This window comes from Mycobacterium sp. UNC410CL29Cvi84 (assembly GCF_000686745.1).
Classification (GTDB): Bacteria; Actinomycetota; Actinomycetes; order Mycobacteriales; family Mycobacteriaceae; genus Mycobacterium; species Mycobacterium mucogenicum_B.
On record NZ_JMLM01000023.1, the window covers coordinates 1 to 18562 of the forward strand.

Sequence of the window (18562 nt, forward strand, 5' to 3'; positions counted from 1 at the left end):
TTGGTGCGTTCCTAGACAGCTCGCACTTCACTCGGAGGTCTTCTTCATGTCACCACGCCACGCCGTACCTAACGTCCGTGGTCAGTACAGCTAGCTGGCCTGGATGAATGCGGCGATGCCCCGCGCAACAGCGTTGGCGATGGCCTGCTGACCCTGCTGAGACGACATCAGTGCGGCATCCTGGGGGTTCTTCATGTTGCCGCACTCGACCAGGATCGACGGGTACTGCGCCAGGTTCAGGCCGGTCAGGTCGGCCCGGCCGTACAGACCGTTGCTGCCGATGTACGTGGCCGGCGTCAGGCCCCCCGCCACCAACTGGTCGCGCATGATCTGCGCGAACCTGACAGATGGTCCCGCCTGCACCTGGTTGAGCGGGGGCGCGGAGTAGTTGACATGGAAGCCGTGGCCGCCGGCGGGACCGCCGTCGGCGTGAATCGACACAACGGCATTGGGTCGCATGGCGTTCGCCATCGCCGCCCGCTGGTCCACACACGCAGCCACCGCATTGTCGTTGTCCCTGGACAAACCCACCTGCACTCCGGCATTGATGAGCTCTTGCCGGATGAGTAGCACCACATTCCACGTGAAGGTGTGCTCGGGAAAACCTGCATTGGTCGAGGTGCCACTGGTCTGGCAGTCCTTGGTACCGCCGCGGCCGGTGGGCACCTGCTTGGTGATCGACGCGTCGTTGGCCCCGTTGTGGCCCGGGTCGAGGAACACGATGGAACCCGCGAGAGTCTGCGCATTGGACGTTGGCGCTGTCAGCGACGACACAACGGCAGGCATACCGACCAGAACCGGCGCCGCAGCAGCCATTCTCAGCATGCTTCGGCGCGAGATGCAGCCGACGCCCTTACCTGCGTCGTCTCTTTCACACGGGCTACTGGTCACTGATCGGATGCTACGGACCGAGACTGGGAACACCCCCGAGCGCCCTGACACGGTTCCGTCACGAAGCAATAACTTCTTTCGGGTTCGGCGTACGGTCGAGGCGTGGAGACGAATGTCGAGACAGCAGGCGTCGGCGCACGGATCAAGGCCATGGCAGGCTGGGCGGCCGCACGCACCCGCAAGACCAGCCCATCGCCACTTTTGCCGTCCTGGGAAGCCCCGCCGGCGCAGTACGGCGTCGGAGTGCACCACAACGTGGCAGTGCCGATGAGCGACGGCATCTCGCTACGGGTGGATATCCACTATCCGACCGACCCGGCGACGGGCGAGCCTGCTGCCGGCCCTTTCCCCGTACTGCTCTCGATGACGCCGTACGGCAAGAAGGCGCCCCCGCCGGCCGCCCAGATCGGTGGTGGCGCAACGCCGTACCTGATCCGTCGTGGCTACATCGAGGTGATGGCCGACGTGCGGGGCACCGGAGTTTCGGGCGGGTCTTTCGAGATGCTCGGGCCCGAGCAGGTGCAGGACGGCGTCGACCTGGTGAATTGGGCTGCGACGCTGCCCAATTCGAATGGCCGCGTCGGCATGTTCGGCATCTCGTATCTGGCCATCAACCAACTCATGACGGCCGCCGCGGTGGGTCCCGGCTCGCCGTTGAAGGCGATCTTCCCGGCGATGGCCGCCAACGATTTCTACCGCGACGTCGTCACCATGGGCGGCGTCCCGCACATGCGTACGGTTCGCGCCTACGGTGCCACTTACTCGCTGCTGAACATGATCAACCCGGCACTGGAGTTCGCCCATCGCGGTAGCCATGAAAGGCCCAGGGCCGGTGGCATTTCCGCGGTGCGTCAGCGCGGCCGCGACCAGCGCAGCTATTTCAAGAGCCTGATCAAGGACGCCATCGGTGGCGGCGACACCGCATTCGACGGCACGTTCTGGGACACCATGCGCCCCGCGGACGTGGTGCCGAAGATCGCCGAGAACGGCGTCGCGGTGTTCCTGGTGGCCGGCTGGCATGACGCGTTCCAGCGCGGCGCGCCCTTGAACTATGCGGCGTTGCAGAACACGTTCGCCGGCCGTCCCGCCGACGCAGCCATGACCGCCGACCAGCCCGTCTCCGACAAGTTCCAGCTCATGGCCGGTCCCTGGTATCACGTCTCGGATCTCGACGGGCAGCATCTGCAGGCCTTGCAGTTGCGCTGGTTCAACCGCTGGCTCAAAGACGACGACACCGCGGCCGTCACCGATGCGCCGGTACGGTTCCAGGCGATCGGCAGCCCGAAGTGGTTCCGCACCAATGCCTATCCGTTCCCGGAGGCCACCCCGACGCGGCTGTACCTGGGCCTGGGCGGCGGCCTGCATGCCACCCCGTCGGCCGACGAGTCGACCGCCACGCTCCAATACCTCTCTCGCGGACCGGTTTCCGGACGCAGCCTCGAGCAGTGGAGCCTCGGTATGGGCAGTTTCATGGTGTCGCAAACGGGCCGCAGCGTCCGGTACGACCAGGACAACTCCCGGCTGCAGCGCGACGCACTGACCTACACCAGCGAGGCGTTCGACACCGAACAGCTGCTCGCCGGTCCGGTAGGCCTCACGATCTACGCCACCGCCGACCGCACCGAAACCCTGTGGGTGGCGCACCTGGACGACGTCTCCCCGGACGGTGTCAGCCGGCCGCTGACACAGGGCGCGCTCCTCGGGTCGCATCGTGCCCTCGACCCCGAGGCCAGCTGGCTCCTGCCCGACGGCACCGTGCTACGGCCGCAACACATCAGCACCAAGGCTGCCGCCGAGCCCGTCGTGCCCGGTGAATTGACTCGCTACGACATCGAGGTGTTCCCGACCGCGGCGCTCCTCGCCCCGGGTCACCGGTTGCGGCTGACGCTGACGACGTACGACTTCCCGCATCTGGTGCCGACCCGCCCGCAGCGGACAGCACTGGCAGGCGGGACGTATCGGATTTCCCAAGGGGGCGTACACGCTTCGCACCTCGTGGTGCCGTTGGCCGACCCGGCCACGATGCAGCAGTCGTAGCGCGAGAGACTACGCCAGGAAGCGCTGCGTGTAGGGCGCGAAGCGGGTCTTCAGGTCGTCGGGGTCGAGGCCGAACATCTCGCACGACGTGTCGACCCGGCCCAGCCGGCCGCGCTGGTGGCCGGCGAGGTAGTCCGCCATCGCGGTGCGCTCGACATCGGAAAGTTGTTCCTCCGCAAGGGCGAAGACGCTCTCCGCGGCGCCGAGATCGTCGGCCATGAAATCGTCGAAGCGGATGTCGATGGAGCGGTCCCGGCCGATGATGTCCCGGTCCCGGACCAGCCCGGCAAGCATGTGCTCCAGTCGCTGCACCCAGTACGACGCGATGTATTCGACGGGAACCGGGCTGCGATGCATACGCGCCGAGTAGGTGAGCATCGCGATCATCGACAACACCACCGGAACCGGATCGCGGTGCGTGAAAACGCCGACCACACCGGGTAATTCGGCATTGAGCACCGGCAGCTGCTCGAGATGCTGCGGCGACTTGAGCAGCCAGCGCCGGCCGCCGCGCAGGAACTGCAGGGCCTTGAGCTGGGTCACCATGTGCCGGTAGTGCGGCGTCTGGTCATGGGATTCGTAGTAGTCGCGCCACGCGGGCACGTCGGCCAGCGTCTCGAAGTACATCGTGGAAAAGTCGTTGGCCAGCAACTGGATTTCCTCGTGCACGTGGTCGGTGGTCATCTCGTGCATCAGCGGGAAATGCGGCATGACGATGTTCATCACGTTGACCGCGACGTCCATCCGGGTGCGCCGCGGGTCCGGCTCGATACCGGCCTCGGACGCCAGCGGGAACGGCTCCATCGACTCCCAGTACGGCAGGGTCCGGAAGGTTCCGGCGGCGGCCAGCAGGTTGTGCAGGTGCGTGGTCCCGGTGCGCGGCAGCCCGACGATCACCACCGGGGGCAGCAGTTCGATGTCGTGAATCTCGGGGTGTCGCTTCAACAAATCGGTGAGCAGCAGCCGATTCTTCAACAGCTGCAGCAGTTGGCCGTAGAAGTTCACGATGCCGGGGCCGTTGAGGCCGTCGATCTGCCGGAGCGCGCCCAGCAGCAACTCGAGGCGTTCGCGGTAGTCGGTGGCGCCGAAGTCGTCGAGGCCGGTGTCGGCGCTCGCCTTGGCGTGCAGCGCGTCCGCGTCGAGCGGACAGTCCGCCGCCATCATCGTCATCATGTCGCGGAACTGCTGCGCCTCGGCCGTGAAGGTCGGACAGGCCAGGTCATCGAGCCGGACAACGTCTGTGGTGTCAGTCACACTACTTATGTTACTATGAGTTTCGTAATGGCGAAAGAACTTGGTAGACCCCGTGATCGGCGCATCGACGACGCCGTACTGGACGCGACCGTGCAGCTCCTCGGCGAAGTCGGTTATGCCGCACTGTCCGTGGACGCCATCGCCAAGCAGGCCGGCACCAGCAAGCCGGCGATCTACCGGCGCTGGCCCAGCAAGGCCCACCTCGTCCACGAGGCCGCATTCCCCGCCGGTGTCGCCACGGAACTGCCCGACACCGGCTCTCTCGAAGGCGATGTCCGGGCCATGGTCCGCGGCACCGTGGCGGTGCTCAGCACCCCGGCGGCCCGCGCCGCGCTCCCCGGACTGCTCGGCGAGATGACCGCCGACGCCACCCTGCACAACGCGCTGCTGGATCGATTCGCCGACGCGCTGGGTCCCGGATTGCACGCCCGCCTCGATGCCGCCGCGGCCCGCGGGGAACTCCGCGCCGACGTCAACGCCACCGACCTGACCGAGGTCATCACCGGCATCGCCCTGCTCGCCGCGCTCACGCGGAGCACCGCCCCCGATGACGACTGGATAGACCGCAACACCACACTGATCCTGAAAGGTATTGGCGCATGACCGAATCCGCTGCCGCATGGCGGGAACTCCTCGACACGCTTCGCGAGCTCGACACCTCCTTCCTGGAGGGCCCGCGCGCCGTCACCGACGACCGCCAGATCGCCGACGGTTACCGGATGCTCGCGACCGGACTCGGCGTCGCCCTCGACTGCTATCTGTTCCCCGAGCCGGGTCGGCCGCAGTTCGTCGCCGTCAACACCCCGACGCGGCACGACCGCCGCTGGGGCGGCGACAACACCGACGCCTACTACCACATGTGCCCCGTCGACCCGGAGCGCAAATACCGAATCTTCGGCAACAAGGGCGACAGCGTCTACCTCTCGCTGACCGCGTACAACGAGCCCTCGCCCGGCGCCTGGTCCAACCGCGTCGTCGCGATAATCCGTGACAGCGACATCGAATTCGACGCCGACGGCAACTTCTCCTTCGAGCTCGGACCCCTGCCCGACGCGGCCGTCTTCCTCACCCGCGACTACCAGGCCGATCCGACGACGGGGCGTCCGGTCACCTGGAACATCGAGGCACTCGATCCCCCGGGACCATTCCGGCACAGCGACGCCGCGACGGCCGCCGCGCTGCGGTCCAGCGCCACCTGGATCCGGACGCTGTTCGCCATCATGCCGATGCCGGTGGGCACCCGAGCCGTCGACGAGGCCAGCCTCGGACACGAAACCGCCCATCGGGCCAATGAATTCGCCGCACCTTATCAGGTGCCGGACGCCAACTTCGGCTGGTCGGCGCGCGACGCCTGCTATTCATACGGCAGCTTCGTGCTCGCCGAGGACGAAGCCCTGGTCATCACCCACCGTCCGCCGGCCTGCCGGTTCTGGAACCTGGTGGTGTGGAACCAGTTCATGGCCACCCCCGGTGCCAGTGACGCGCGGAGCTCACTCAACGGCTACAGCGCGGTGCCCAACTCCGATGGCACGGTGACGGTCGTCCTGTCCCGCGGCACCACCGCGCATCCGAATTCGCTGACCACGCTCGACTATCCGGTGGGCAACCTGGCGTTCCGCTGGTTCCTGACAGACCTGGTGCCGGACCGTCCCGAGGTGCAGCTCGTCAAGATCACCGACGCCCCCACGTCACCTTCCTGAGGGATTTGTGCACGATTTTCCGCGCCGACCGCGGAAAATCGTGCACAAATCACGGGACGACGGCGTCGATGGCCCGGTAGATCCGCTGCTCGCTGACCGGCCGTGGGGTGCCCAACTGCTGGGCCCACAGGCTGACGCGGAGTTCCTCGATCTGCCGGGCGATGTCGCGGACGTCCTCACCTTGGCAGCGCAGCGGCGAAAGCGCTTGCCGCAGTTCGTCGTATGCGTCCTCGACGGCGTGGACGCGGTCCATCCGTTCCCGGTCTGCCGCCGGCGCCTGCGGCAGGCGCTCCAAGCGTCGGCCGATGGCCGTCAGGTAGCGGGTCAGGTCGGCCAAGTGGGTCACGCCCGTCGCCGCGACGAATCCCACCGGCAGCAGCCGGGCCAACTGCGCGCGGATATCGGCGACGGCGTCGGCCTGGAGCGCAGAAGGCTTGTCGGGCAATGCAACCTGCGCTGCGTGCGCGGCGGTCAGCACGCGCTCGACGCGGCCGACGACGTCGAGCGTCGTCGGGACCAGCTTGGCTGCGACGGTATCGCGCAGCGCCGTGAAGTCCACCGCGGTCCACACCGACTTGGGCGCCAACACCCGCACCGCTGCGTCGGCACAGTCTTCGAGCAGCGCAGCCAGGCTGCCGTCAGGATTGCTCGACAGCGACAGGCGCGCGCGGGGATTGAGACCGCGCTCGGCAGCCTTGACCGGTGATGGCGCCGCGAGCCGCAGCAACCGTCGCAGCCCGGGACCCATGGCCGCGGCCTGCTCGGCCGCCGTCGGAAATACCCGGATATCGACTGCCGCACCGGTATCCACGAACGCCGGGAATCCGCGCACGGTGTGGCCGCCTGCCGAGCTCTCCACGGTGCGGGGCAGCTCGGCGAGGTCGTCCGGCCAGGCCTTGAGGCCGGTACGTTGCAGATCGCCTGCAACGGCGCCGGCGACCGCCTGGCGCACCGACCCGGCCAACTTGTCGTGCAGCGCACCCAGGTCCTTGCCGCGCGCCACCTCGGTGCCGTCTTTCTCGACGGCGAAGGTGACCCGCAGGTGGTCCGGAATCTTGCTCAGGTCGAAGGCGTCGATCGGCACCAGAATGCCGCTGCGCCTACGCAATTCACGCTGCAGCTCCTCGAGCAGTGAGCCGTCTCCCGGATGGAGGTCCGGCAGCACCGCCCGCGCGGTGTCGGGCGCGGGCACGAAATTGCGGCGCAGGTCCTTGGGCAACGATTTGATCAGCGCGGTGACCAACTCTTCCCGCAGCGCGGGCACCTGCCACGCGAAACCGTCGCCGCCGAGCCGGGCCAGCACCTCGACCGGAACGTGTACCGTCACACCGTCGTCGGCAGCGCCAGGCTCGAACCGGTAGCTCAACGGCAGCGACAGGTCGCCGGTCTGCCAGGTGTCGGGCTGGTCGGCGTCGGTGTCGGTGCGCAGCAGGTCGTCGCGCGTCATGGTCAGCAAGTCCGGCGTCACATGCCGCTGCTTCTTCCACCAGGCGTCGAAATGCCGTGCCGACACCGCGCTTTCGGGGACCCGCTGGTCGTAGAAGGCGTAGACCTCGTCATCGCCGGCCAGCAGATCCCGGCGCCGGGCGCGCTCCTCCAGCTCTTCCAGTTCAGTTCGCAGGCGCGTGTTGTCGCGGAAGAAGTGGTGCCGCGTCTGCCAGTCACCTTCTACCAGCGCGTGCCGGATGAACAGCTCGCGCGCGACCACGGGATCCACCTGCGCGTACCCGACCCGACGGCGCGGCACCAGCGGCAGCCCGTACAGCGTCACCCGCTCGAACGCCATGACCGCACCCCGGCGGGCATCCCAGTGCGGCTCACTGAAGGTACGCTGCAACAGATCTCCGGCGACCCGCTCGACGGTCTCCGGTTCGATGCGCGCCGCGATACGGCCGAACAGCCGACTCGTCTCCACCAGATCTGCGACGACGATCCACCGCGGCGGCTTCTTCGTCAGCACAGACCCCGGCGCCAGCACGAATCGCGAGTTGCGGGCGCCCTGGTAGTCGCGCGTCTCACCTTCCCGCAACCCGACGTGCGACAACAGCCCGGCGGTCAGCGCGGTGTGGATGCGCAGCGGGTCGGCGTCGTCGCCCGACTCCCGGATACCGAGATCACCGGCGATGCTGCGCAATTGGCCGACCAGGTCCTGCCATTCCCGAATCCGCAGGTAGTGCAGGAATTCGTCGCGGCACATCCGGCGGAAGGCGCTGCCGGACAACTGGTTCCGCTGCTCGCGCAGGTAGTTCCACAAGTTCAGATAGGAGATGAAGTCCGAATGCTCGTCAGCGAAGCGTGCGTGCTTCTGCCGCGCGGCCTCTTCCCGGTCGGACGGCCGCTCCCGCGGATCCGGGATCGACAGTGCGGCGGCCAGAATCAGCACCTCACGTACGCAGCCTTCGGTGTCGGCTTGCAGGATCATCCGGCCGACGCGCGGGTCCAGCGGCAGGCGGGCCAGCCGGCGACCGACGTCGGTGATGGCGCCCTTCGCGTCGAAAGCGCCCAATTCCTGGAGCAATTGGATGCCGTCGCGAATGCTGCGCGCATCCGGCGGGTCCAGGAACGGGAACGCCTCGATGTCACCGAGCCCCAGCGCCGCCATCTGCAGGATGACCGCGCCCAGGTTGGTACGCAGGATCTCGGGGTCGGTGTACCGAGGTCGGCTCGCGAAGTCCTCTTCCGAGTACAACCGGATGCACACACCGGGTGCGGTACGGCCCGACCGGCCGGACCGCTGTGCGGCCGACGCCTGCGAGATCGGTTCGATCGGCAGCCGCTGCACCTTGGTCCGCCGGCTGTAGCGGGAGATGCGCGCTGTGCCGGGGTCGACGACGTACCGAATGCCCGGCACGGTCAGCGAGGTCTCGGCGACGTTGGTGGCCAACACGATCCGGCGCGGCCCACCCGGCTTGGCGGTGAAGACCTTCTGCTGGTCCGCGGTCGGCAACCGGGCGTACAGCGGCAGGATCTCGGTCGGGAAGGTGTCACCCGACAATGCGTCCCGCAAAGCCTCTGCGGTGTCCCGGATTTCGCGCTCACCGGACAGGAAGACCAGCACATCGCCCGCCGGCTCGGATTCCAGTTCGCGCACCGCGTCGACGATGGCCTCGGTCTGGTCGCGCGGCTCGGTGCGGACGATCTCGTGGTCCGGGTCGTCCGGGTCATCACTGTCGTCCACCGCAACCGGTACTTCCAGTGGCCGGTAACGGATTTCGACGGGGTACGTGCGGCCGGAGACCTCGACGATCGGCGCGTCATAGAAGTGTTTGGCGAATCGCTCGGGCTCGATGGTCGCCGACGTCACGATGACCTTCAGGTCCGGACGACGCGGCAGCAACTCGCGCAGATACCCGAGCAGGAAGTCGATGTTGAGGCTGCGTTCGTGCGCCTCGTCGAGGATCAGCGTGTCGTACCGCAGCAGCCGCCGGTCCCTCTGAATCTCGGCGAGCAGAATGCCATCGGTCATCAGTTTGACCAGGGTCGAGTCGCTGGCCTGATCGGTGAACCGCACCGTGTAGCCGATGGCCCCGCCCAGTGCCGTGCCGGTTTCGTCGGCGATGCGCTGCGCCACCGTGCGCGCGGCCAGCCGCCGTGGCTGGGTGTGCCCGATGGTGCCGCGGATGCCCCTGCCGAGCTCGAGACAGATCTTGGGCAGCTGCGTCGTCTTGCCCGAGCCGGTCTCGCCGGCGACGATCACCACCTGGTTGTCGGTGATGGCCTTGGCGATCTCACCTCGACGGTCGGTGACCGGCAGGTCGGGATAGGTGATCGCAGGAACAGCCGCGAGGCGGCTGGCGATCACCCCTTCCGCGGCCGCGATCTGTTCGGCGATCTTCTCGGGATTGTCGCCCCGCAGATTCTTCAGCCGACGCTCCAGCCGCGCGGCGTCACGGATGGTCAGACCATCCAGACGATCACGCAGTTCGCGCAGCTGAAGGTCGGACACCAGTCCCAGGATAGGTGGTGGCCTGCAGCACGGTCGTTCGGCTGTAGAGATCGAGGACCACAGCAGTTGACGAATTCGCGGCAGCGTGCCCGCTCAGGCAACGCGGCTGACGTGCGCGGCTGATTCTCCGATTGTTGTCGTGGTGTCGCCGATCATGGTGCGTAGCAACGCTTCTTGCTCGCGCTGTCCACACACGTCAGCTCGATCCATGCCACCAGGAAGAACCAGGGCAGCCACACTGCGCGTCAGGTTCACCGGGATGCGCAGCACCGGGTACCACGGCGGCACGTAGGTCAGGCCGAGGTTTTGCATTGCGCGGGGTCCCAGGAACCCACTGGTGACCGACAGGTGCTGTGCCTGTGCGACGCGGCGTCGCAGGCTCGGCAGTACGCGGTAATGCCAGGCCAGTGGATCCTGAGCCATCGGCATCGCCAACTGTTTGGTTGATTCATCGGGCGCAGCCAAAGCAGTGAGCGTGTGGTACAGGACGCGAACCCCGTCACGGAAGCTGCGCGGCAGCCACTCGTCGTGGACACCGATCAGCCACCCGACATAGCGGGTCAGATGCGCAACACCCTCGAGTTCGTTCGGCGAGAACACAAATCCCATCCCGATCGCTGCGGCGGGCGGAGCAATGAGTGCACCGACAAGCGTGGCGGCCATATCGGTCTGGTTGACCGGCACACCCCACTCATCCGCCCGCCAGTCCGGCATTGCCGCGACATGGCGACGCACGAAAGCGTGGATCAACCGCACCCGGACCGTGGACCGGTAACCGACGCCGAGCGGCTCCAGTCCACCATCGGCAATGACATCCAGCGCCCACTGCATGGTCTCGGCGAAACGCTTGTTGGAACCTTTCTCGAGCGCGCCGGTGCGCAGCAGCGTCTTGTTGAAGCCAGAGAACTGATAGCCCCCCAGAAGTGACACGTCACGCGCGACGTACATCCCGTCAGCTCCGGCCCGGCGGAGCGTGCGCGCACCGACACGCAGTTTGGCCAGGTCCACCCAGTCCGGGGTCTCCTCGATCTGGGTAAAGAATTCCCGCAGCGGTTCCGGCGCGTCGGGCACTCCAGCGATGCCCTCGGCCAGCGCCCGGTCAAACAACGGCCGGGCCTGCTGCGTGCCTGCGGTCATCATCCAATCGACAAGGCGGTCGGCGGGCTCGTCGCCGACTGTGAGCCGCTGACCGAGGTGCTCCCACTGCTCGGCATTCGGCTTGCCAATACCCAGCAGCAGCACGAACAACCGCACCAAAGCCGGGACACCGCGGGGCTCCTCAGGGTGACGAGCGGGAATGGGTGCGGTCATCGGCGCACTCCGTCGATGTGCGGGTGCCAATTCCGCGAGGCACCGGAGCTGCCAGAACGTCGTTGTTCTCGGGTCGATGAAGCCATGCCCAAAATGCTGACACGAGCTTTTACTCGCATACAATTCGTTTCGTGAGTGCCCGATGAGCAGCACACCGAGGGTCCCGCGACGTACCCCGCGACAGGAACGCTCGCGTTTGATGGTCGAACGCATACTCGAGGCGGGTCGGCAAGTGCTGATCGACCGCGGATACGACGCAGCTACAACAAATCGGATCGCGGAGGTTGCCGGCATCAGTCCCGGTTCTCTCTATCAGTACTTTCCCAACAAGGACACCATCGTCGCGGCCATCATCGACGCGTACACAGACCAGGTCCTGCGCTCAGTGACCACACGCCTCGTGGAGCAGGTCGGCCAACCCGAAGACATCCGCTCGCTCCGGGAAGTCATCGCGATCCTGCTCGACGCGATGATGGATCAACCAGAGATGCTGCGAGCGCTGATCGAACACACTCCCAGACTCGGCTTGGGAAACAAGATCGCCGACTTCGAACAGCGGGTCGGCGAGCTTGCGATCGCGCACCTGCGGCTGCGCGACCAGAATTCGAACCACCCCGACACGAGAATCTGGATGGTGGTCCGTGCCGTCGAGCATCTGACCATTCGATACGTGCTCGACCGCCCCTCCATCGACCACGACGAATTCCTCGACGAACTGACCGCTCTCGTGGCGTTCTGCATGATCCGCAGCCGTCCGGACGATACGTCCGAGATCACGACCGAAGCCCGCTAGCTTGTGGCCGGATCCGCTGGCAACAGACATGCCGCGAGCGCGATCCAGTCCGGTAGATGCGGGTCGCGCAACGCATTCCGGCGATCGAAGGCGTAGGTGAGCGCCACGCCGCGCATGCTGGTGTTGAGCGTCTCGCGCACGCGGGCGTAGTCGGGATGCTGGTTCAGCGGCTCGCCGAACATGGCATCGGTCACCGTGCGGACCTGGCGGTAGAGAACCCGCTCCTGTTGCTCGAGGCTGTCACGTAGCTCGGCGTTATGTCTTGCGGCAAGCCACAATTCGGTCGCCGCCCAGAAGTAGTCCTGCTGGTAGGTCGACCACATCGTCATCACGGCAGCACGGATCCGTTCCCCGGGATCGTCCGGCCACGCGGTCCGCGTGCTCAGTTCATTGAACCGCGCTTCGGCGAGGTGCTGAACTGCTGCGACGAGTAAGGCGTCACGCGAAGGGAATTGGTGCAACAGGCTTCCCCGACTGACCTCGGCCATCTGCTGGATGCGCAGCGTCGACGTGCCCGCGTACCCGTGTTCGACGAGCGCCCGCACGGCAGCGTCCAGGATGCGTTCCTGCACCGCGATGCCGCGGCGTTGTGCACGTCGAGGTGGCGTCATCATCAAATCATAAACTAGTCAGAGTTGACTAGTTTGCCCGGATTTGCCTACGCTCGGCCGCAACCGACGCAGGAGGACGCGCATGGACACCGAATCCATCACCCGGACCGCCGATCGCATGTGGCACGACGTGTTCCTGCCCGACGACGTGCAGCACGTCCGGGCAATGGCCCGCGACGCCGTCGCCACGCACCTGGCACCGGTCGCCCGCGAGATCGCCCAACGCGAGGAGTCCGTCGACTCGTTCCCGTGGACCGCCTTCAAGGGCCTTGCCGGCGCCGGTTGTTTCGCGGTGCCGTTCGAGCAGCCGTTCGGCGCGGGTCTGCAGCACCCGATGCTGGCGACCTGCATCGTCACCGAGGAAATCGCCTACGAGAGCTCCAGCTTGGCCGGCGTGTACGACGGGCAGTGCATCCTCAACGCCCGCGCCCTCTCGTTCGCCCAACCCCACATCCGCGCGCAGGTCCTACCTGGCCTCATCAACGGCGACGCCGTGTTCGCCTTCGCCACAACAGAACCCGACGCGTCGAGCGATCTGACGCCGACCGCGCTGCAGACCGTCGCCACGAGAACCCCGGACGGATTCGTCGTCAAGGGCCGCAAACGGTGGATCACCAATTCGGTTGTCGCCGATTGGGTTTGCATCCTGTGCCGCGACGGTGACACCGACAACGCCACCATGCTCCTGATCGACATGCACAGCCCCGGCGTCCAGGTCGGTGAACCGGATCTCAAGATGGGTCACCGCGGCCAGATCACCGCCGACATCGTTTTCGACAACGTCGCCGTGCCGGCAGACCACGCGCTCGGCGAACCCGGCCGCGGCTTGGCCACGGCATTGGCGTCCTTGGCGGCCGGGCGACTCGGCATCGCCGCGGCCGGTGTCGGCGTCGCCCAGATCGCACTCGACCTGGCGGTGGCCCGGCTGCGGAGCCGAGAGCTGTTCGGCCGCAAGCTCGGCGAGATGCAGTACTGGCAGTACAAATTGGCCGAACGCGCCACCGAACTCGAAGCCGCCCGCTCGATGTACCAGAAGGCGGCCGTCCGCCTCGACCGCGGCGACCGGTCCGGCGAGCCGGAAGCATCCATGGCCAAGTCCTACGCGACCCGGCTCGCCAACGACCTCGCCCGCGACGCGCTCCAAATCCACGGCGGCTACGGGTTCGCACGGCGGGTGTCGGCGACCGGCGAAAGCTACCGACTCGAGGAGATCTACCGCGACGCCAAGATCCTGGAAATCTTCGAAGGCGCCAACGAAGTTCTGCAGTGGGTCATCGCCCGCCACCTGATCGGCCGCGACATCACGGGCTGAGCGGATCGCGGCCGGCCGAGCCCATCGCCGCGCCGGCAAGCCGATGTTCCAGACCCTGGACGACGCGCAGCACGGTCATCCGTTCCGCCTCGCTCAGATCGCCGACGGTCAACTCTTCGATCTCACGCCACACACCCTCGATCTGGTCCCGCAGTCCGCGGCTGGCCGGCGTGGCCTCGATCAGATGGGCGCGCTTGTCCTCGGGGCTCGGGAAGCGGCGGACGAATCCGGCATGCTCCAGCCGCTGGATCATGCGGGTCATCGTCGGCGCATCGGAGCTGGTGAGTCGCACCAGATCCGTCTGACGAAGCGGGCCGCGATCCCACAGGTACATCATCACCAGCTCCTGGCCCGGGTACAGACCGAGGGGACGCAGGAGCGTCGCGATGATCGTTCGCGTCAGCCGGGTGAGCTGAAAGACCGCATGACTGACGGGGCCGCTGCGGGCCGCCGTCGGCAATGCCATCGCCTCGCACGTCTCCCGATCTTCATCGCCGTCCGTCGCCATCGACACACCCCCAGAAACTCATTGGTTGTCTAACCATCTTACCTCGGCCGGAGGACAAGGAAACCCCAGTTGGAATAGCTGCCAGAAGATACTTGTTTGAGCAAGTATCTAGAAAGGGCAGCGCCATGAACACCACCCACCACACCGGCACCGAGCTCCGTCGTTCCATCACGCGCCTCGTGACAGGGACCGCCATCGGGTTGTCGGCGCTGTCCATCGCCATGGCCGCGCCGGCGGCGGCAAAAGGTCCCCACCCGGGCCCCGTGATCGACCGCCCCGAACCGACCAGTTCCGTCAGCGCACAGACCAATGCCGGCCGCACGTCCACCGCGCCGATGACACCCGCCGGGCGCGTGGCGCCCGGCGCCATCCCCAGGTCTCAGCCGGCGGTGTCCATCAACGCGCAGCAGTACACCGGAGGCGCCGTCGATCCGGCCGCGACTCAGATTCGTAAGACGTCGGACTCCATCGACGATCCGGGCGACACCGCCCGCCGCGCCGAGGTCCGCATGCCGACCATGCCCGGCGGACTGACACCCGCCGACGCTGGGCGGTTGTTCGGGGGAATGGCCGGAGCCTCGAAATAGGCTCCGCCACAACGAAGTATCGGCGCGAGAGGCTAGCCCTTGTCGGGCGCCCAGTACTCCAGCATCTCGGCGAAGGTCTCGAACGCCGGCTTGGAGACGCCGTAGGCGGCTTCCAAGTGGATGCTGATCGGGAAGCCGAGCTCGCCGACGCCATCGATGACGCGCTTGTACAGGTCGAGCATCAGCGCACGCTTGGCCGCGGGCTCCTCGCCGGCCAGCCGCGACACGAACTCCTGCTCGGCGGCGACCAGCGGGTTGCCCGGATCCTGGATCAGCCAGTTGATCAGGCCGACCTTCGACTCCATCTTCGGGACGAACCCGAACGACAGCAGAATCTCAGGCCGGTGCTCGGTGGTCGCAGCGAACTCCTTCAGGAAGCCCACGATCGTGTCCGAGTACAGCAACTGGGTCATCCCGTAGGTGGCGCCCTGGTTGATCTTGAAGTTGAAGCGTCCCTGCTCGCCATCGCGCGTCGGAATCAGGATGACGCCGCGGTTCGGCACCTGATCGCGGTAGATCGTCAACGCGTCGGTCGGTGCCACGCCGGCGCCCTCACCGTCGCTCATGGTGCGCGGGACGCCGACGAACGCGATGCCGTCGAAGTCCGCCTCCTGCAGCACCGCCAGCCGCTTCGAGAGCGCGTCCTCGTCCAGGAACGACGTCACCTGGGTGCAGAGCCCACGGATGCCCGGCAGCTCGGGCTTCATCAACTGCCAGAAGTCGAGGACGTCCATCTTCGGCTTCATCTCGATGGGCCGGTCGCCGTCTTCCTCGATCATCCCGGGGATCATCACGTGCCGGATGCGGCCCTCGAGGCCGACGGCCGCGGCGTTGAGCAGCACCTTGTGCGCCTCGTCGACCGCAAACTGGGGACCGCGCTCAATATTGGGCGGGACCAGTTCGAAGGCGATGGTGTTCAGGGTCACGACTCTGCTCCGGATCTCAGGACTACATACGGGGCGCAGGCGTCACTGACCGCTACGACCCGCAGGTCGTGTTTCCCGTGAAACCTCCACCCTACCGATGGCCTCCAGCAAAGAATCGGCCACGTCCGGCTTGCCAGCCGTGATAAACCCGTCCCGTGGCTGAACGCGTCAAGTTCCAGAGTTCCACCGGCCCCATGCTCGCCGGGATCATCGACCTCCCCGAAGGCACCCCGCGCGGCTGGGGCGTCTTCTCCCACGGCTTCACGCTCGGCAAGGACTCCCCTGCCGCGGCGCGCATCTGCAAGCAACTGGCCTCCGATGGCATCGGAATGCTCCGCTTCGACGCCATCGGCCTGGGCGACTCGGAAGGCCACTGGGGCGACGGGTCCTTCACCCACAAGACCAACGACGTCATCGAGGCATGCAAGTTCATGTCCGAGCGCGGCACGCCGTCGGCGTTGTTGGTGGGCCACTCGTTCGGCGGGGCGTCGGTGCTGGCGGCGGCACGGCAGGCGCCCGGCGTCCGCGCGGTGGTGACGGTCGGTGCGCCCATCGACCCGTCGCACGTCGAGAAGCAGTACGACGACATCCTCGACTGCGTGCTCGCGAACGGCAGTGCGCAGTGGATGGTCGGCGGGCGCGAGCTGACGCTCAAGCGCGACTTCGTGGAGGACGTCCGTGCGGCCAAGCTGCACGCCAAGATCAAGGAACTGCACCTGCCGCTGCTGATCCTGCACTCTCCCACCGACAACACCGTGGGCATCGAGAACGCCAGCGAGATCTTCCGCACCGCCCGTCACCCGCGCAGCTTCGTCTCGCTGGAGGGCACCGAACACCTGCTCACCGGGCCAGGACAGGCCAAGCGGGCGGGACGGATCATCGGCGCCTGGGCCGACGCCTACCTGGGTCCGGACAAGGCACGTCCGCGGTAACCCGCCTTCAGCTACCGGCGGCCTTGTTGGCCTTCGCGATGGCCGCGGCGAGTTCCTCCAGCAGCGGCGGCACATCCAGTTCGGTGACGACGGCTTCGATGAAGACGAGGTCGTCCGGATGGGCAGCCGCGTCGGCCAGTGCGGCCTCCAACTCACCACAGGTTGTCGCCCGGTGGGACAACGGGTTTGGGATACCGAGCGCCGCCGGAATGTCGCGCCACCGCCAGGTCACGATGTCGTTGTACGGCGCGGCCGGACCGTGGATCGCGCGTTCGACGGTGTAACCGTCGTTGTTCACCAGGATCACCACGGCGGGCACACCCTCGCGGCCAAACTGGCCGAGTTCCTGGATGGTGAGCTGCGCGGCGCCGTCGCCGATCAGCAACACCGGACGACGGTCCCGCTCCGCCAGACCCGCACCGAGGGCGGCCGGCAGCGTGTAACCGATGGAGGCCCACAACGGCTGGCCGATGAACGCCACGCCGCTGGGTAGCCGGTGCCGGGCCATGCCGTAGTACGACGTCCCCTGCTCGGCCAGGACCACATTGCCCGGGGTGAGCGCACCACAGACCTTGTCCCACAGGGCCTTCTGGGTGAGCGGCTGATCCGGTTCGAGCACCGGGTCGGGTGCGTCGGGCACCGGCTGCGGTACCGCGGGCGACCGGGTGGGCCGGGCCGTCAGGATGCTGGTGATCGCTTCGAGCGCGGCCGACATGTCCAGTGGCGCAAAGACTTCGCCGGCCACGGTGCTCTGGTTGGGTCCGATGTCGATGGTCCGCGCGGGGTCGATCTGCTGTGTGAACGATGCGCTCACCATGTCGGTGAACTGAACCCCGGCGGTCACCAGCACCGGGGCCTCTTCGATGGCCCGGCGAACCGACTCCTGGCTGGAGGTACCCGCGTAGATGCCGAGGAACTCCGGTGCGGATTCATCGACCAGGCTCTTACCCCACATCAGCGTTGCGTGCGGCACGACGTCGGCCGCCAGCAGTGCCTCCAGCTGCGGGACGGCTTCCAGTCGGTGCACCAGCAGGTCGGCCAGCACCGTCAGCTGGTGCTCGCCGATCAGACGAGCGGCTGCCGCGGTGAACAGCGAGAGCGCCCGCGGGCTCGTGCCGCTGGTGTAGCGCGGCAACGGTCCGGTCGGCGGTTCAACGGGGAACCGGGCGACATCGGTGGCCAGCATCAGGTAGCCGGGCAGCTTGCGCTCGTGCACCTCGGACAGCACCCGGTCGATCTCGCGGGTGGCCGTGGCCGGCACGAGTTTGGCTTGTGCGCATGTGATTTCGCGGGCGATGCGGTGAAAGTGGTCGAAGTCGCCATCACCGAGCGAGTGGTGGATCACCCGGCGCGAGCCTTGCACGTCAATGGACGGCGTGCCGACGATGTGCACCACCGGGACATGCTCGGCGTAACTGCCCGCGATCGCGTTCGCCGCGGACAACTCGCCGACGCCGAACGTGGTGATGAGCGCCGCCATGCCGCGCAGCCGGCCGTAGCCGTCGGCGGCGTAGCCGGCGTTGAGTTCGTTGGCGCTGCCGACCCATCGGACATCCCGGTGCGCGATCACATGATCGAGCAGTTCCAGGTTGAAATCACCTGGTACACCGAAAATCTCGGTCACACCCAATTCAGCGAGCCGGTCCAGCAGGTAGTCACCGACGGTGTACTCGGGCATACCGACCTCCTGGTGTCGCTGGTACCGCGATGGTAACCGTCCCAGCCCGGACACCGCCCCACAAGCACTACCATGA

15 protein-coding genes are annotated in these 18562 nt (G+C 66.9%); 7 read left to right on the top strand and 8 right to left on the bottom strand.

Annotated features, from left to right (window positions below; genetic code table 11):
* Window positions 1–90: 90 nt before the first annotated feature.
* Window positions 91–816 carry an Rv3717 family N-acetylmuramoyl-L-alanine amidase gene (locus tag BR47_RS0124905; protein WP_029121140.1) on the bottom strand — a complete coding sequence of 242 codons (726 nt, stop codon included), beginning with the start codon at window positions 814–816 and terminating at the stop codon, window positions 91–93.
* Window positions 817–1158: 342 nt separating this feature from the next.
* On the opposite strand from BR47_RS0124905, the gene BR47_RS0124910 reads away from it, so the two are divergent.
* Window positions 1159–2928, top strand: a complete 1770-nt coding sequence (locus BR47_RS0124910; protein WP_036427738.1) for a CocE/NonD family hydrolase — start codon at window positions 1159–1161, stop codon at window positions 2926–2928.
* A 9-nt stretch (window positions 2929–2937) separates the two neighbouring features.
* On the opposite strand, the gene BR47_RS0124915 is transcribed toward BR47_RS0124910, so the two are convergent.
* Entirely contained in the window at window positions 2938–4101 is a 1164-nt protein-coding gene (locus BR47_RS0124915; protein ID WP_231506775.1) for a sulfotransferase family protein, read from the bottom strand.
* A 108-nt stretch (window positions 4102–4209) separates the two neighbouring features.
* On the opposite strand from BR47_RS0124915, the gene BR47_RS0124920 reads away from it, so the two are divergent.
* Together BR47_RS0124920 and BR47_RS0124925 are read left to right on the top strand one after the other, a co-directional pair.
* Window positions 4210–4785 (top strand): TetR/AcrR family transcriptional regulator, encoded by a 576-nt coding sequence (locus BR47_RS0124920; protein ID WP_029121143.1) that lies wholly within the window; start codon window positions 4210–4212, stop codon window positions 4783–4785.
* Window positions 4782–5882 (top strand): DUF1214 domain-containing protein, encoded by a 1101-nt coding sequence (locus tag BR47_RS0124925; protein ID WP_029121144.1) that lies wholly within the window; start codon window positions 4782–4784, stop codon window positions 5880–5882. Before BR47_RS0124920 ends, BR47_RS0124925 begins: the two co-directional genes overlap by 4 nt.
* A 49-nt stretch (window positions 5883–5931) precedes the next feature.
* On the opposite strand, the gene hrpA is transcribed toward BR47_RS0124925, so the two are convergent.
* Window positions 5932–9828 carry an ATP-dependent RNA helicase HrpA gene (hrpA, locus tag BR47_RS0124930; RefSeq protein WP_029121145.1) on the bottom strand — a complete coding sequence of 1299 codons (3897 nt, stop codon included), beginning with the start codon at window positions 9826–9828 and terminating at the stop codon, window positions 5932–5934.
* Window positions 9829–9921: 93 nt separating this feature from the next.
* The gene (locus BR47_RS0124935; protein ID WP_029121146.1) at window positions 9922–11139 is read right to left on the bottom strand and encodes an oxygenase MpaB family protein; all 1218 of its coding nucleotides are present in this window, start codon (window positions 11137–11139) and stop codon (window positions 9922–9924) included.
* A gap of 199 nt (window positions 11140–11338) precedes the next feature.
* On the opposite strand from BR47_RS0124935, the gene BR47_RS31385 reads away from it, so the two are divergent.
* Window positions 11339–11932, top strand: a complete 594-nt coding sequence (locus BR47_RS31385; protein ID WP_036427733.1) for a TetR/AcrR family transcriptional regulator — start codon at window positions 11339–11341, stop codon at window positions 11930–11932.
* On the opposite strand, the gene BR47_RS31390 is transcribed toward BR47_RS31385, so the two are convergent.
* Window positions 11929–12543, bottom strand: coding sequence for a TetR/AcrR family transcriptional regulator (locus BR47_RS31390; RefSeq protein ID WP_036420135.1), 615 nt, complete (start codon window positions 12541–12543; stop codon window positions 11929–11931). The genes BR47_RS31385 and BR47_RS31390 overlap by 4 nt on opposite strands.
* Window positions 12544–12625: 82 nt before the next feature.
* Here BR47_RS31390 and BR47_RS0124950 point away from each other — a divergent pair, with 82 nt between their 5' ends.
* On the top strand, window positions 12626–13855 hold the full coding sequence (locus tag BR47_RS0124950; protein WP_020099674.1) for an acyl-CoA dehydrogenase family protein: 1230 nt from the start codon (window positions 12626–12628) through the stop codon (window positions 13853–13855).
* On the opposite strand, the gene BR47_RS0124955 is transcribed toward BR47_RS0124950, so the two are convergent.
* Window positions 13845–14363, bottom strand: a complete 519-nt coding sequence (locus tag BR47_RS0124955) for a MarR family winged helix-turn-helix transcriptional regulator (protein WP_029121147.1) — start codon at window positions 14361–14363, stop codon at window positions 13845–13847. The genes BR47_RS0124950 and BR47_RS0124955 overlap by 11 nt on opposite strands.
* 125 nt (window positions 14364–14488) lie before the next feature.
* On the opposite strand from BR47_RS0124955, the gene BR47_RS0124960 reads away from it, so the two are divergent.
* Window positions 14489–14950: a hypothetical protein gene (locus tag BR47_RS0124960; RefSeq protein WP_029121148.1), complete on the top strand. Its 462-nt coding sequence runs from the start codon at window positions 14489–14491 to the stop codon at window positions 14948–14950.
* A gap of 32 nt (window positions 14951–14982) precedes the next feature.
* Here BR47_RS0124960 and BR47_RS0124965 read toward each other — a convergent pair whose 3' ends face one another.
* Window positions 14983–15876, bottom strand: a complete 894-nt coding sequence (locus BR47_RS0124965; protein WP_020099677.1) for a mycobacterial-type methylenetetrahydrofolate reductase — start codon at window positions 15874–15876, stop codon at window positions 14983–14985.
* 155 nt (window positions 15877–16031) lie between these two features.
* Between BR47_RS0124965 and BR47_RS0124970 the strand changes: the two genes are divergently transcribed.
* Complete coding sequence (locus tag BR47_RS0124970) at window positions 16032–16808, top strand: alpha/beta hydrolase family protein (RefSeq protein ID WP_029121149.1); 777 nt, start codon at window positions 16032–16034, stop codon at window positions 16806–16808.
* Between the two features lie 7 nt (window positions 16809–16815).
* On the opposite strand, the gene BR47_RS0124975 is transcribed toward BR47_RS0124970, so the two are convergent.
* The gene (locus BR47_RS0124975; protein ID WP_020099679.1) at window positions 16816–18486 is read right to left on the bottom strand and encodes an alpha-keto acid decarboxylase family protein; all 1671 of its coding nucleotides are present in this window, start codon (window positions 18484–18486) and stop codon (window positions 16816–16818) included.
* Between the last annotated feature and the right edge of the window lie 76 nt (window positions 18487–18562).